The 12,979-nt window shown below is 69.4% G+C and carries 9 protein-coding genes and 1 pseudogene; 4 read left to right on the top strand and 6 right to left on the bottom strand.

All coding sequences use genetic code 11. The features are described 5' to 3' along the window. Positions 1–37: 37 nt before the first annotated feature. Positions 38–214, bottom strand: coding sequence for a DUF397 domain-containing protein (locus ACFO60_RS22240; protein ID WP_380843030.1), 177 nt, complete (start codon positions 212–214; stop codon positions 38–40). Beyond that, positions 202–324 carry a hypothetical protein gene (locus ACFO60_RS22235; protein WP_380843347.1) on the bottom strand — a complete coding sequence of 41 codons (123 nt, stop codon included), beginning with the start codon at positions 322–324 and terminating at the stop codon, positions 202–204. The genes ACFO60_RS22240 and ACFO60_RS22235 overlap by 13 nt, the downstream gene beginning before the upstream one ends. 288 nt (positions 325–612) lie before the next feature. On the opposite strand from ACFO60_RS22235, the gene ACFO60_RS22230 reads away from it, so the two are divergent. Both ACFO60_RS22230 and ACFO60_RS22225 read left to right on the top strand, forming a co-directional pair. Beyond that, positions 613–936: an ATP-binding protein gene (locus tag ACFO60_RS22230; RefSeq protein WP_380843028.1), complete on the top strand. Its 324-nt coding sequence runs from the start codon at positions 613–615 to the stop codon at positions 934–936. A 138-nt stretch (positions 937–1,074) separates the two neighbouring features. Then, positions 1,075–1,614, top strand: coding sequence for a YdcF family protein (locus ACFO60_RS22225; RefSeq protein WP_380843026.1), 540 nt, complete (start codon positions 1,075–1,077; stop codon positions 1,612–1,614). Between the two features lie 299 nt (positions 1,615–1,913). On the opposite strand, the gene ACFO60_RS22220 is transcribed toward ACFO60_RS22225, so the two are convergent. The 4 genes from ACFO60_RS22220 to ACFO60_RS22205 form a co-directional block, all read right to left on the bottom strand. Next, the gene (locus tag ACFO60_RS22220) at positions 1,914–2,522 is read right to left on the bottom strand and encodes a hypothetical protein (protein ID WP_380843024.1); all 609 of its coding nucleotides are present in this window, start codon (positions 2,520–2,522) and stop codon (positions 1,914–1,916) included. Further along, positions 2,519–3,139 (bottom strand): hypothetical protein, encoded by a 621-nt coding sequence (locus ACFO60_RS22215; RefSeq protein ID WP_380843022.1) that lies wholly within the window; start codon positions 3,137–3,139, stop codon positions 2,519–2,521. Before ACFO60_RS22215 ends, ACFO60_RS22220 begins: the two co-directional genes overlap by 4 nt. A 419-nt stretch (positions 3,140–3,558) precedes the next feature. Beyond that, on the bottom strand, positions 3,559–9,330 hold the full coding sequence (locus ACFO60_RS22210) for a ThuA domain-containing protein (RefSeq protein WP_380843020.1): 5,772 nt from the start codon (positions 9,328–9,330) through the stop codon (positions 3,559–3,561). A 213-nt stretch (positions 9,331–9,543) separates the two neighbouring features. Continuing rightward, positions 9,544–10,827: an ROK family protein gene (locus ACFO60_RS22205; protein ID WP_380843018.1), complete on the bottom strand. Its 1,284-nt coding sequence runs from the start codon at positions 10,825–10,827 to the stop codon at positions 9,544–9,546. A 346-nt stretch (positions 10,828–11,173) separates the two neighbouring features. On the opposite strand from ACFO60_RS22205, the gene ACFO60_RS22200 reads away from it, so the two are divergent. Beyond that, positions 11,174–12,352 carry an ROK family protein gene (locus tag ACFO60_RS22200; RefSeq protein ID WP_380843016.1) on the top strand — a complete coding sequence of 393 codons (1,179 nt, stop codon included), beginning with the start codon at positions 11,174–11,176 and terminating at the stop codon, positions 12,350–12,352. A 413-nt stretch (positions 12,353–12,765) separates the two neighbouring features. After that, positions 12,766–12,979 (top strand): annotated as a pseudogene (locus ACFO60_RS22195) (sugar ABC transporter substrate-binding protein); the annotation flags it as partial.

Raw genomic sequence — 12,979 nt, 5'->3', positions numbered from 1 at the left:
CCGCCTGCGCACCACCCGCCTGCCGAGTTCCCAGGGCTCAGTGTTGGATCGCGGCCAGGAACGCGCCGAATGCTTCGGCGGACACGGTCAGATGGCCCTTCGCCGGGTCCTTGCTGTCGCGAATCGCCACCCCATGAGGGAGCATCGCGATTTCCACGCACTCGCCGCCGTTGGCGGAACTGTAAGAACTCTTACGCCACATCAATGCGTCCATTCTGTCGCCGCCTTCTCTATAAGCTCGATCGAACTGTCCACGGATAGGGCTGCGGCCCTGAGCATGTCGAAAATCCGCCGTAGTCGTACGATGTCCTCCCGATCCTCGATGACCTCCCCTGCGATGGCGTTCCATTCGCGCGATCACTAGTTCTTCGAGGTCCGCAAGGTGGTTTCCGGCATGCAGGACCGCGCGGGCGTACGCCTGGCCGGCGATAAAAGCGGAGCCGCGGGTGGAGCCACGCGCCTTAGGAGTCCCTGAAGCGCACGGAGAGGTGCGATCCATGACAAATCCTAAGGCCATTCCGTCGAGCCCGGATCGGCCGATCACGGGGAACCTATTGGGAGTGACAGAAGTGGCCGGTTATCCGGAATCGGTCGCATTCGCCCCGTGAGTTCGTGAGACTGAAACTCGGGCACGATCACCCGGCCGTGGAGACCGTGGTGCTCCTGGTCTCGGAGGCGGTCACCAACTCGCTGGTCCACTCGGACTCCCGGAACGGCGGCCGGATCACGCTGGCGCTCGCCGACTTCCATGACTTCGTTCAGGTCGACGTCACCGACGCCGGAGGCGAGACCGCTCCCGAGGTGTGCGGGGATCTGCTGGCCGAGGGCGGGCGGGGCATGCTGCTCGTGGACGCGCTCGCGCGCAAGTGGGCCGTCCAGGACCACGACGCCGGCCGCACCCTGTGGTTCCAAGTCGCCTACACACGCGATCTGTGAATACCTACCAGTACGCGTTGTTTGTCGCGTAGCCGCTGTCTTCGCCGGTTGGTGCCGGGGGTGCCCTAGAGTCGCCGCATGCGACGACGGACGGGATTGGCCGTAGCCGGAGTAGTGGCCTTGGCCTGGGGAGAATGGTTGAACTGGCGCTGGTCTCGAGCTCTTGCAGGGAACAGTGGGGGCGTTTCTGAGGCTGTGGTCGTACTGGGATACCGGAACCCTCAAGCGACGGCTAACCTCATCAACCGCTGGCGAGTTCGTGTCGGTCTTCGGTCCATCGCTGCCGACCACAAGCGGGACACGCGCGTGATTTTCAGCGGTGGTGCCACCAGCACCGGCGCTGCGGAGGCTCAGTTGATGGCTGACTACGCGAAGTCGGTGCTCGAGTTCGACGGCACGGTTTTCCTCGAAGACCAAAGTAGAACGACATGGGAGAACGTTACGAACGTGATCCCGTTACTCGAGGACGTCGACCGGATCAAGATCGCCTCCCAGCCGGCTCACGCGCTCAAAGCCCGCGCATACTTGCGGCGCCAGCGCCCTGATCTCGCCGACAGGCTCGTGCGCGCGGATGACTACCGTCCCGGCGAGTGGTTGATCGTCAAACCGCTGCTGGCACTGTACGGACTTTGGACGCTCCGCGGTCTCGAAAACGACGAGAGGAAGATCTCGCTCTAGCCGGCCGCTATCGCGCCGGCGTCAGAAGCGGTGGTCGGTGAGCCTGCGCCGGCTCTTGGCGTACACGATCCAGACGGCGCGCCCATGCTTGCCTGGATCGGCACCCCTTCAGCGGTCACCGCCTTCTGAAGTGGCGTGGGAGGACATAGCGGGATGACCCCTGTCCTCCCGTAGAGGGCGAGAAAGGCGAGACGAGCGCATGATGGCTGACCGCTCACCACCTTGAGATCGGCGACGACGTCGTGATCAAGCGATTGGGATGGGGGCCGGGGGCTAGCCGGTTTGTTGTAGGGGGCGGTTCAGCGGCGGGGGGTCAGGCGGGTGCGGCCGAGGCGTAGCCAGGTCACCATGCCGATGGCCGCCGCGAGGGTGACGACGCCGATGATGAGCAGGGTGCCGGCCGGGGCTCCGTCGTCCGGCGAGGACGCCGCGGCGTTGGCGGCGGAGCGGGCCTTCGCCGCCGCGTCGCCGGAGGCGGGTGCCGCCGCGTTGTTCAGCGGCGCTGGGGCGGGTGCCGCCGGCTCGGCGCCGGTCGCGGGGTCCTTGACGGTCACCTTGACCGTCTCGCGGGCCTTGGCGGGATCGGTGGCGGTCACCGTGACCTGCCATTCGCCGCCCGGCAGCGGCTCGGCGGCGTGGTAGAGGTTCTGGCCCTCGGGTGACGACCTGAGGGGGATCGGGCCGAAGGAGCGGCCGTCGGCGGCGGTGGCGAGCAGCGTCGCGGTGACGGTCTCGGTGACGGGGTGGTCGTCCTCTTTGTAGGTGACCAGCACGTTGACGTTGTGCGCGCCGTCCCCGACCACCTCCAGCTTGATCGGCCCGCCGTGGGCGGAGGCCGCCGGCGCGCCGAGCAGCAGTGCGAGTCCGGCCAGCAGGACGGTCATGGCGTATCTGAGCGTCGTGTTCACGAGTGGTGCCCCTCGGGTTCGTCGTCGGGGGTGAGCGCCCCGTCGCCGGGCGATGTCTGCAGGAAGACGTGCTGGTGTCCGTACCCGACGTCGACGTTCACCGCGTCCAGCGCGGTGGCTCCGACCGACCAGGTGAACAGCGCGTCGGCGCGTTGACGCGCGGCGCGTTCCAGCGCGGTCGCGGCGGACGGTCCGCCGAGGTCGCGCGCCGCCGCGTAGGCGTCGACCGTGGTGGCGAGCTGCCGTACGGCGGAGGCGAGAGTCGACCTGGCCACGTTGGTCGCGGTCTCGCCCGAGGGAGGGTCGGCGAAGCTCGCGACGGCCGCGGTGACCGCCTCGCGCCACTTGCCGACGTCGGCCGAGGTCACCGCGGCGGGACCGGCGGCGGCGTCGCCGCCGGGCATGGCAAGGCTCAGTCCCTCCAGCACGGGGGCGAGCCGGTCGCGGGTGGTGCGCGCCAGCGTGGTGAGATCCTTGACCTGCGTCTTGTCCCGCAGAGCGGCCTCGGCCCGGATCTGGTCGGCCATCCGTTCGGTGGAGCTCGGCCCGGTCACCGCGAAGACCAGGCCGCCGGACACCAGCGCCCCGAGCGCGAACGCGGCCACGAGCGCCCACACCCGGGATGCGTTCCAGGTACGGGGGGCGTTCCCGTCTCGGGGCGTTCTCCAGGCCCGGGACGCGGTTCCGGCTCGGGACGGGCCGCGGGCGGGCGAACCGCCGGCCGGGGAGTTCCGGGACGCTGACGAGCCGCGGGCCGGCGTGGCTTTCCTGTTCTGGCCGATGACCGCCACCTCCTACAGGGCGCTTGCAAGGTTCGTGCCGATGGCCGCTGGAACAGGGGCGGGCGCCCCGCGACGCGTGTCGCGGGGCACCCTGGGTTCCAGCGGGGGCGCCGGGTCTCCTTCCGGTCGCCCGGCGTCCCTGGGGGGCAGGGGGCGCCGGGTCTCCTTCCGGTCGCCCGGCGTCCCTGGGTTCAAGGGGTGCCGGGTCTCCCTACGGTCGCCCGGCGCCCCTGGGGCCGCGGCCCCGTTCGTGATCAGTTCTTCGGCGTGCCGCCGTACCGGACGATCAGCGTGTCGGCGTCACGCACGAGCGTGGTCCGGACCTGCGCGTCGGTGACGACCTTCTTGTCGTTGACGACCTTCTTGAAGTCCTCGAGCGCCTTGACGATCTTCTTGTCGTTGTTCTTGTCCTTGCCCTTCCCCTTGTCGCCGTGACCGTGGCCGTGGCCGTTGCCGTCCTCGGCCTTGCGGACCTCGCAGAGCGCCTTGTGCAGCTTCTCGGCGCTCTTGTGGCTGATCTTCTTCTCCTTCTCGAAGCGGTCGATCAGCCTGCCCATCTCCACGGTCGAGGTGGCGATGGTGAACTTGACGGTCTGCGCCGTCTTGTTGCCGGCCTTGTTGACGGCGGTGACGGTGAGCGTGTGCTCGGCCAGCGACAGCGGGTAGAGCGGCACGACGGCCCCGGACGTGATCGGGTTGCCGTCCAGCGTGCCGGTGACCGACTTGAGGCCGGATCCGGTGTCGATGGCCTGCCACGCGATCTTCAGGTCCTGGCTGTCGCCGTACTGCGCGCCGTTCGCGACCCCGGTGACGATGACGGTCGGAGCCTTGGTGTCGATCTTGACCGTGACGGCCTTGACGTCCTCGACGTTGCCCGCCTTGTCGGTCGAGCGGTACCGCAGCTCGTGCTGTCCCTCACCCGCGATGTCGACGACCGCGGTGTACGGCGTCCAGGCGCCACCGTCCAGCGAGTACTCGCTGGACGCCACGCCGGACGCCTGGTCCGTCGCGGCGAGCGTCATCGGCACCGCGCCGTTGTGCCAGCCGTCGTCGTTCGCCGGAGCGGACGTCGCGGTGGTCGTCGGCGCCGTCGTGTCCACCTTGACCTCAAGGGTCTTGGCCTCTTCGACATTGCCCGCCTTGTCGGCGGAGCGGTAGGCGAACGTGTGCGGGCCGTCGCCGGCGACGACGACCGGCTCGGTGTACGCCGTCCACTCACCGCTGTCGAGGCGGTACTCCGTGCGGTCGAGGCCGCTGCCGTTCTCCTCGTCGGCGGCGGTCAGCGTGACCTGCGCCGGCGTGGTGAACCAGCCGGTCGCCGGCTGCGCCGGGTCGGTCGCCGCGGAGGTCACCGGCGCCGTCTTGTCCTTGTTCTCCACCACCGTCGACAGGTGGAAGTAGTCGAACTTGACGGTCTTGGACGCCGTCTGGTTCGCGCCGAAGGCGAACAGGCCGACCTTGCCGCCGCTCGCCACCACGCTGTTGCGCACCGGGGTGTCCGCGGCGATCTCGGTCCAGGTGGTGCCGTCGGCGGAGTAGAAGCCGCTGAAGGCGTCTCCCTTCTTCACCAGGCGCAGCCACCACACGCCGCTGGTGAGGTTGCCCACCTGCGGCTGCGGGTCCTGTACGGCGCCGCCCACCTCGCTGCGCAGCTCGAGGCGGCGCGAGACCGCTGAGCCCGCGGCGTTGTCGGCGACCACGTCGAACTTCACATAGTCGTCGTCACCGGTGTAGACGATCAGACCACCCTGGTGGTACTGCTCGCTGATCGCCGATGCGTCGAGCTTGGTCTCCAGCGTCCAGTCGCCCTCCGGCGCCGGCTGCAGGATGAAGTTCTTCGGGTTGCTGTTGCCGGTCCCGTAGATGTCTCCCGTCTGGGTGTCGATCTCCAGGTTGCCGCCGGTCACCCGCGCGGCGGCGGGGTCGGGGCGCACCGAGGCGTCCCAGCGGCAGCCGTCCAGGGCCGTGCCGTCGAACTCGTCGTCCGGTCCCGGCCTGGTCGCCTTGTCGTCCGGCGTGATGTGGAACCAGTCGAACGCCGCGTCCACCACCGGGTGATTGGCGCCGGCCAGCGAGAGCAGGCCGATCTTCGGGTTGGTCATCCCGGCGAGCGGCTTGGTCTGCGTCATGGCGGTGAAGGTGACGCCGTCCGACGAGTAGTGGGCGGTGATGTTGGTGCCGTCGCTGACGAACCGCACGTACACCGTGTCGGGGTAGGCGTCCCCGAGCTGGGCGCTGTTGCTCGCCGTGACCTCGTTGGGAGCGGCGTTCTCCTCGCGGATGAACTGGAAGACGCGGTTGGCGTGGGAGTTGTTCCCCCGCGCCTGCAGCACCATCTTGGCGTAGTTGTCGTCGTTGCCGTAGATGACCAGACCCGCCTGCTGGTACTGGTCGCGGGCGTTCATCGTGAGCTTGGCGGTGGCGGTCCAGGCCCCCGACGGCGCCGGCTGCACGACGATGTTCGTCGTGTTGCCGCCGGTGCTGTAGATGTCGGTGGTGGACGTCGGGATCACGAGCTTGCCGTCCGCGACCTTCAGGTCCTGGTTCTCCCGGACGACCGACCAGCGGTCCCGGTCGAGCGTGGTCCCGAGGAAGTCGTCGGAACGGCCGGTGAAGCACTGCGTGGCCGGCGCGTCCACCTTGACCGTGACCTTGGCGGTGGTCACCGCGCCCTTGGCGTCGGTCACCGTCACCGTCGCGGTGTAGGTGCCCGGCGCGTTGTAGGTGTAGCTCGCGTTGGCGGTCGTCGGCGCCGGCGCGCCGTTCACCCCGAAGTTCCACTTGTAGGTGAGCGGCTCGTCGCCGTCGGGGTCGGCGGCCGTCGCGGTGAAGTCGACCTTCAGCGGCGAGGTGCCCGACTTCGGGGTCGCCGAAACGGTCACCGTCGGGCGCTGGTTCTCCGTGACGCCCTTGCCGATGAAGTCGATCCAGTTGGCGTTGACCAGGAAGGCGTCGTTCGCCGCGCTCGCCGGCTTGCGCACGACGAAGTACAGCGTCCCGGTCTGCGCCGGAGGGTCGGTCAGGTTCAGCGTGACGTCGGTGAACGTCTGCCAGCCACCGGTGCTCGGCACGTCGACCGAGCCGAGCAGCGTCCCGTTCACCGGGTCGCCCAGCCGGACCTGGACGGTCCCGCCGGCGGTGGCCGACGAGGCCCGCAGCCGGATGGCGCTGATGTTCCCCAGGTGAACCGGGGAGAACGACCACCAGTCGCCGTCCTGGATGTTCCCGATGTTCTGGGTGCCGCCCTGCGCGTCGGTGGTGGTCTCCACCTGGACGCCCGGGGCGTCGGTGCCCTTGCCGTCCGGAACCCGGCCGGTCTGCGTGAAGTGCTCGGCCTGCTTGCGCTTGGGCTCCAGGATGACCTGGCCCCGTCCGGTGAGCGACTTGGCCGCGCCGCCGGAGCCGCCGTGGTCGGCGTAGGTCGCCTCGATCACGTAGAAGAGGTTGTCGTCGATTCCGTGACCGTTGTCGCTGAGCGTCTGCAGGACGCCCTCGCACCCGGTGTGCTGGTCGAGGGGGTGGGAGTGGCTGTCGTGGCCGAGGAACGCCTGGACCTGGACCTCGTCACAGTCGATCGTGCCGTCCTCGGGGTCGTTGACGGCGACCTTGTACTTCACCTGGTCGCCGAACTCGAAGAACCCTCCGTCCGGCGGCGGGAGGAGCGTGACCGTGGGGCGGGTGTTGCCCGCGACGATCGGCACGCTGGCCTTGGCGGTGACGCCGTCCGTGTTGGTGATCGTCAGGACCGCGCTGTAGTTGCCCGCCGTGGTGTAGGTGTGCGACGGGTTGGGGTCGGTGGAGTCGGTGGTGCCGTCGGCGTCGAAGTCCCACGCGTAGGTGAGCGCCTTGCCGTCCGGGTCCCTTGAACCCTCGCTGGAGAACTGCACGGCCAGCGGCGCGGGGCCGTCGGTCTTGTCGGCCGAGACGCGGGCGACCGGCGGCCGGGTGCCCTTGGCGTAGTCGACGCGGTAGACCCCCGAGTCGGCGTTGTCCCCGCCGAAGCCGGAGCCCCACTCGATCAGGTACAGCGCCCCGTCGGGGCCGAACTTCATGTCCATGGGCTTCTTGAAGCTCAGGGACTGGAGGATTCGGTTGATCTTGACCAGCTTGGAGACGTCCTCGTTGAGCTGGAAGGAGAACAGCTGGTCGTTGTTCCACTCACCGAAGATCGCCTTGCCGTCCCAGTACGCCGGCCACTTGTTGGTCGACTGCAGGTCGGGGTTGTACCGGTAGACCGGGCCGCCCATCGGCGCCCCGCCGCGCAGCTCGGGGAAGTTCTGCGCGTCGGCGTTGTAGTGGTAGAAGACCGTCGCCGGGATCACCGGCGGCAGGTTGGTCAGGCCGTCGTTGTTGGGCGAGTCGTTGACCGGCGCGTCGCAGTTGAACGCCGACCCCGAGGTCTTGGTCGCGAAGTTGTAGTCGACGTACGGCTTGTTGTTGCCGATGCAGTACGGCCAGCCGTAGTTGCCCGGCTTGGCGATCAGGTTCCACTCGACGGTGTTCTCCGGACCCCGGGCGGCGTTCGCGGACGACGCGTCGGGGCCGTACTCGGCGACCATGGGACGGCCCGTCTTGGGGTCCAGGCCCATCCGGAAGGGGTTGCGGAAGCCCATGCCGTAGATCTCGGGCTTGGTCTTGGCCGTGCCCGCGGGGAACAGGTTGCCGGACGGGACGGTGTAGGTGCCGTTCGTCTCGGGGTGGATCCGCAGCAGCTTGCCGCTCAGGCTGTTGGTGTTGCCCGCGCTGCGCTGCGAGTCCCAGGAGGACCGGCCCGCCTGCTCGTCGAGCGGCGCGTAGCCGTCCGACGCGAACGGGTTGCTGTTGTCACCGGTGCCGAGCCACAGGTCGCCGGTCTTGGGGTCGATCACCATGCCGCCGCCGTGGTGACAGCACTCGGCCCGCTGCACCGGCACGTCCAGGATCTTCTTCTCGCTCGACATGTCGAGGGAGTCCCCGGTGACCGTGAACCGGCTCAGCCGGTCGACGTTCTCACCCGCCGGCGAGTGGTAGAGGTACAGCCAGTGGTTGGAGTCGAACCCGGGGTCCAGCGCCAGCCCGAGCAGTCCGCTCTCGTTGGCGGTGAAGACGTTCAGGTGAGCGGCCGTGACGGTGCCGCCGCCGGTCTTGACGATCTTGACGTCGCCCAGCCGGTCGATGTAGAAGACCCGGCCGTCCTTCGCGACGTCCAGCATCATCGGGTTGGAGGTGTTGTCGTCGAGGGTGACCTTGTCGTAGCTGCCGCTCTGCGAGGCCGAGCAGTCGGCCTTCACCGCGCCGGCGGCGGTCTCGATGCCGCCGAGGAGCATGCTCAGGAAGTTCGGCTCGGCGTAGCTCTCCTTGGTGTGGCCGAGGCCGGTGTACCAGGAGCGGCCGCCGTCGTAGTCCTGGCACCACACCGTCGGATGGTCGATGCCCATGGTGGCGCCGGTGTAGGACTTCTCGTCCAGCGACGCCAGCACGTGCACGGTGCCGCGGGGGTTGGCCTGGTAGTCGTACCACTCGTCGGTGCGGGTCCACGACGTCGGCAATCCCTGGGTGGAGGGGTGCGCCGGGTCCTCGACCTTGACGGTGGCCTGCTGGATCGCCGGGTGCGACTTGAAGTACGCGCCCACCAGCTTGCCGTACCACGCCCAGTTGTAGCCGCTGTCGGAGGCGGCGTGGACGCCGGCGTAACCGCCGCCGGCCTGGATGTAGCGCTGGAAGGCGTCCTTCTGCTCCTGCGTGCCCAGCGGGTCGCCGGTGGTGGACATGAAGATGACGGCCTGGTACTGCGCCAGGTTCTCGTCGGTGAACTTCGTGCTGTCCTCGGTCGTGTCGACCGCGAAGTTGTTCTCCTGGCCGAGCTTCTGGACGGCCGCGATGCCCTCGGGGATCGCGTCGTGCCGGAATCCGGTGGTCTTGGAGAAGACGAGCACCTTGAAGTCGGGGTCCGCGGCGCTCACGGCGCTCGCGGTGTTCGCGGTGCTCGCGGCGCTCGGCGAGGCCACCAGGAATGTGAGGATGGGGAGGACGAGGGCGAGGGCCATCGCCGCCGCCGTCGTTCGTAGGAGGCGAAGATGGTCGGCCGGCACGACCGCGGTGAGCGGTCCGGCCCACGTTCGAGAACGTGGTGACATGGGAAACCTTTCCTGACCAGGGGGGACGTCAGGGCATGGCGCGCGCCGCCGCGCTTGGTGCCACTTGCTGAGAACGGATACTGCGGTGACTGGAGGTTGCCGTCTCCAGGTCCTGGGAGGCCGTCAGGGAAGCGTCGGCCTGGGTAACGAACTCATGATCGTCGTCGGGTCGTCGATGAGGTGGTTGACCACCATGCTCGCGGCGCCGCGGGAAGCGGCGCCGAAACCTAAGTCGGAGGCGGCGAACCGGCACTGGGAGGCGGGGCTGGCCACGACGAGTCGCTCCAGCTCCGCCTGGGCGTGCGGCAGCAGCCACTCGGCCAGCGTGGCGAAATAGCCGCCGACGACGATCACGCGCGGGTTGAAGAGGTTGGCCACGATCGAGCCGCCGAGCCCGAGCCACCGGCCGACCTGCGCGACCGCGTCCAGCATGCCGCGGTCACCCTCGACCAGCCTCCGGGCGATCTCCGCGGCCCGTTCCTCGGGGTCGGACACCGGCAGGCCGGGAAGCGCGTACGCCTGTTCGGGCATGGCCGTGCGCACCAGCGCCGCCAAGCCCACCTTGGTCTCCCAGCAGCCGTGCCGCCCGCACCCGCAGCGGGCGCCGGCCGGGTCGACGGGCAGGTGCCCGACCTCTCCGGAGAACCCGTCCGCGCCGCGGAGCAGCCTGCCGTCGACGATGATCCCGCCGCCCACGCCGACCTCGCCGGTGAGGTAGACCAGATGCGGCGTACCGGCGGCGACGCCCGAGGTGTACTCGGCGAGAGCCGCCAGGTTGGCGTCGTTGTCCACCATCACCGGCACGCTGAGCGGGCCGAGCGCGGCGGACAGCCGATCGGCCAGCGGCAGGTCGTGCCAGTCCAGGTTCGGCGCGAACTTCACGACGCCGCACGCCACGTCGACCAGGGCCGGGATCGCCACCGCGACGCCGGCCGGTACGGCCCCGGCGCGCTCCATCGCCTCGATGGCCTCCTGGGCGACCAGGCCGAGCCGGCGCAGCGAACGGTCGGGCCCGCCGCCCACCGCGTCGAAGCTGACACGGCGCTCCACCAGGACATGGCCGCGCAGGTCCCGGCCGTGCACCGAGATGTAGTCCACGTTGATCTCCAGTCCCAGCGCACCGACGTGGGCGCCGTGCAGCGCCACGGCCCGCCGGGGCCGGCCGACCGCGCCGACGTGCTCGATGCCCACTTCCCGCACCAGGCGCCGTTCGAGAAGCTCGGCCACGAGGTTGGAGACCGTGGCCCGGTGCAGGCCGGTCGCGTCGGCGATGTCGGCTCTGGAACGTGACACATGGTCGCGCAGCTGACGCAGCACCGATGACAGGTTGGCCCTGCGGAGAGCGGTGGCGCTCGTGGGCGGGGCGGTGCCGTTCGCCGTGCGAAGAAGGCGCGGGTCCTGCGTCACGCGGGCACCGCCCTCCGTTTATCTCCGTGATCAATTAATGAGGTTTGTAACACGGAGGTGTCCGGTTTGCACTGCATTGCGAGATAACGAGTTGGCATCGTAGGGTGACATGGCAGGTCAGCAGCGGAAACGTCACGTTACGTGAATGTTACATAGATTGCGGTCCCTCGCCGCTTGTCTCACGTGGGCATGTATGCCTTTAATTCGGCGAGCCATACGAAGTAATTAAGGGAGGGCCGTGGAGCACGCTCAGCCCGACGGCCGCATAGTCGAGCCGAGGGATTTTGGCCGGTCAGCGGGAATTTCCGCCGACCAGACCACGGTCCGCCGTTTCAACCTCTCCCTTGTGCTGCGCCATGTCAGCGAACGCGGCCAGTGCTCCCGGTCGGCGGTCGCCGTCGAGACCGGCCTGAACAAGACCACCGTCACCAGCCTGGTGGGCGAGTTACAGGCGCGGGGACTGCTCAAGGAGATCGGGCCGCAGCGCGCGGGCTCCGTCGGGCGGCCGAGCCGCGCGCTCACGCTCGACGGCTCGGGGGTGGGCGCCCTCGGACTGGAAGTCAACGTCGACTACGTCGCCGCGTTCGCCACCGACCTGGCGGGCCGGGTGCTCGTGGACCGGAGGATCGGCTTCGACGCCATGAGCGCCGGAACCGCGCGCTCGCTCGACAAGCTCGCCCAGGTGATCGGGAAGGCGGTCGCGGACCTGGACAGGCTCGGGGTCGCGCTGGCCGGGATCACCGTGGCCGTCCCCGGTCTCGTCGACGCCGCCACGGGCACCGTCGTCGTCGCCCCCAACCTGGGCTGGTACCGGGTGTCGATGGTCGACCGGCTCGTCTCCGCGGGCATCTCCGCGGACGTGCCCATCACCATCGACAATGACGCCAACCTCGCCGCGCTCGCCGAGTACACCTCCGGGGTCGCCATGGGCACATCCGACCTGGTCTACCTCGCGGGGGAGGTCGGCGTCGGCTGCGGCATCATCGCCGGCGGCCGCCCTTTCAGCGGGGCGGACGGGTTCGCGGGCGAGGTGGGTCACGTCATGGTCGACCCGTCCGGCGAACCGTGCGGCTGCGGCAGCACCGGCTGCTGGGAGACCAAGGTGGGGTTGGCGGCGCTGGTGCGCATGGCCGTCCCCGACCACGCCTACGGAACCGGCCGGCCGCTCGTGCGCGACCCCGAGGAGCGGCTGGCGGAGATCGAGCAGCGGCGGGCCGAGGGGGACCCCCGGGTCGACGCGGCCATCGCCGAGGTGGGCCGGTGGCTCGGACGCGGGACCGCGCTGCTGATCAACCTGTTCAACCCGCGGATCGTCGTGCTGGGCGGATACTTCGCCCGGCTCGCCGACCGGCTCATCCCCGTCGCGCAGACGGAGCTGGACCGGCTGGGCATGACCGTCGTCGCCGACCGCTGCGGCTTCGTCGCCTCCACCCTCGGCTTCGGCGCGGCCTCGCGAGGCGCGGTCAACGTCGTCATCCAGCGGGTGCTGTCCGACCCCACCACCATCGCGATCCGCCACCCGTAGGAATCCGGCACGGAAGGGAGCAACCACCCGCCGCATCTCTGAAGCGTCACCTGTCCCTTCCGCGTCCACCAAGCGTCCCGTTCGCCGACCACCGGCCAGAGCCGCGACGGCACCGTCCCCGCCGACTTCGGCGCCGTCGCGGTCGTGCCGTCTGGCCCGGCCGGCGGACGGGACTCCCTCACCCTCTCGGCCGTCCTGACACCCCGGAGGCTCCCCGTGCCGCGGTCATCCCCCGACTCGGCGTCTCTCCTCGTCATGCGAGGAATCGTCAAGCGGTTTCCCCGGCGTGCGCGCCTACGCGACGAGGGCGCCGTCGTATTCGGGATCGAATCGGTTCGCCCGGCCGGCCCGACGGCCGCGTTGGGGCTGGGCATCCCGATCTAGCGCGATCAGCTGTACCCCAAGGAGAGATCATGGAAAAGAACGTCGGCCGGCGCGGCTTCCTCGTGAGCGGCGCGGTCGTCGGTGCCGGCGCCCTCGTGAGCGCCTGCACCAGTAATGAGCCCGCTGCGGCTCCTGCCAGTTCCGCCGCCGCCCCTGCGGCGGCCGCGGGCGGCACTGACAACGACAAGCCGGGTACCAAGGTCGTGATCGGGTTCTCGGCTCCTGCGGCCGATCATGGGTGGA

The sequence above is a fragment of the Sphaerisporangium dianthi genome (genome assembly GCF_042654065.1).
GTDB lineage: Bacteria > Actinomycetota > Actinomycetes > Streptosporangiales > Streptosporangiaceae > Sphaerisporangium > Sphaerisporangium dianthi.
The sequence above is the reverse complement of the archived record's forward strand: the minus strand, read 5'-3'. Positions and strand labels throughout refer to the sequence as shown.

Excerpts from the sequence above, each read along its gene's own strand:
- ACFO60_RS22210 (WP_380843020.1), bottom strand. The coding sequence starts at position 9,330 with ATGGCCCTCGCCCTCGTCCTCCCCATCCTCACATTCCTGGTGGCCTCG.
- ACFO60_RS22240 (WP_380843030.1), bottom strand. The coding sequence starts at position 214 with ATGGACGCATTGATGTGGCGTAAGAGTTCTTACAGTTCCGCCAACGGC.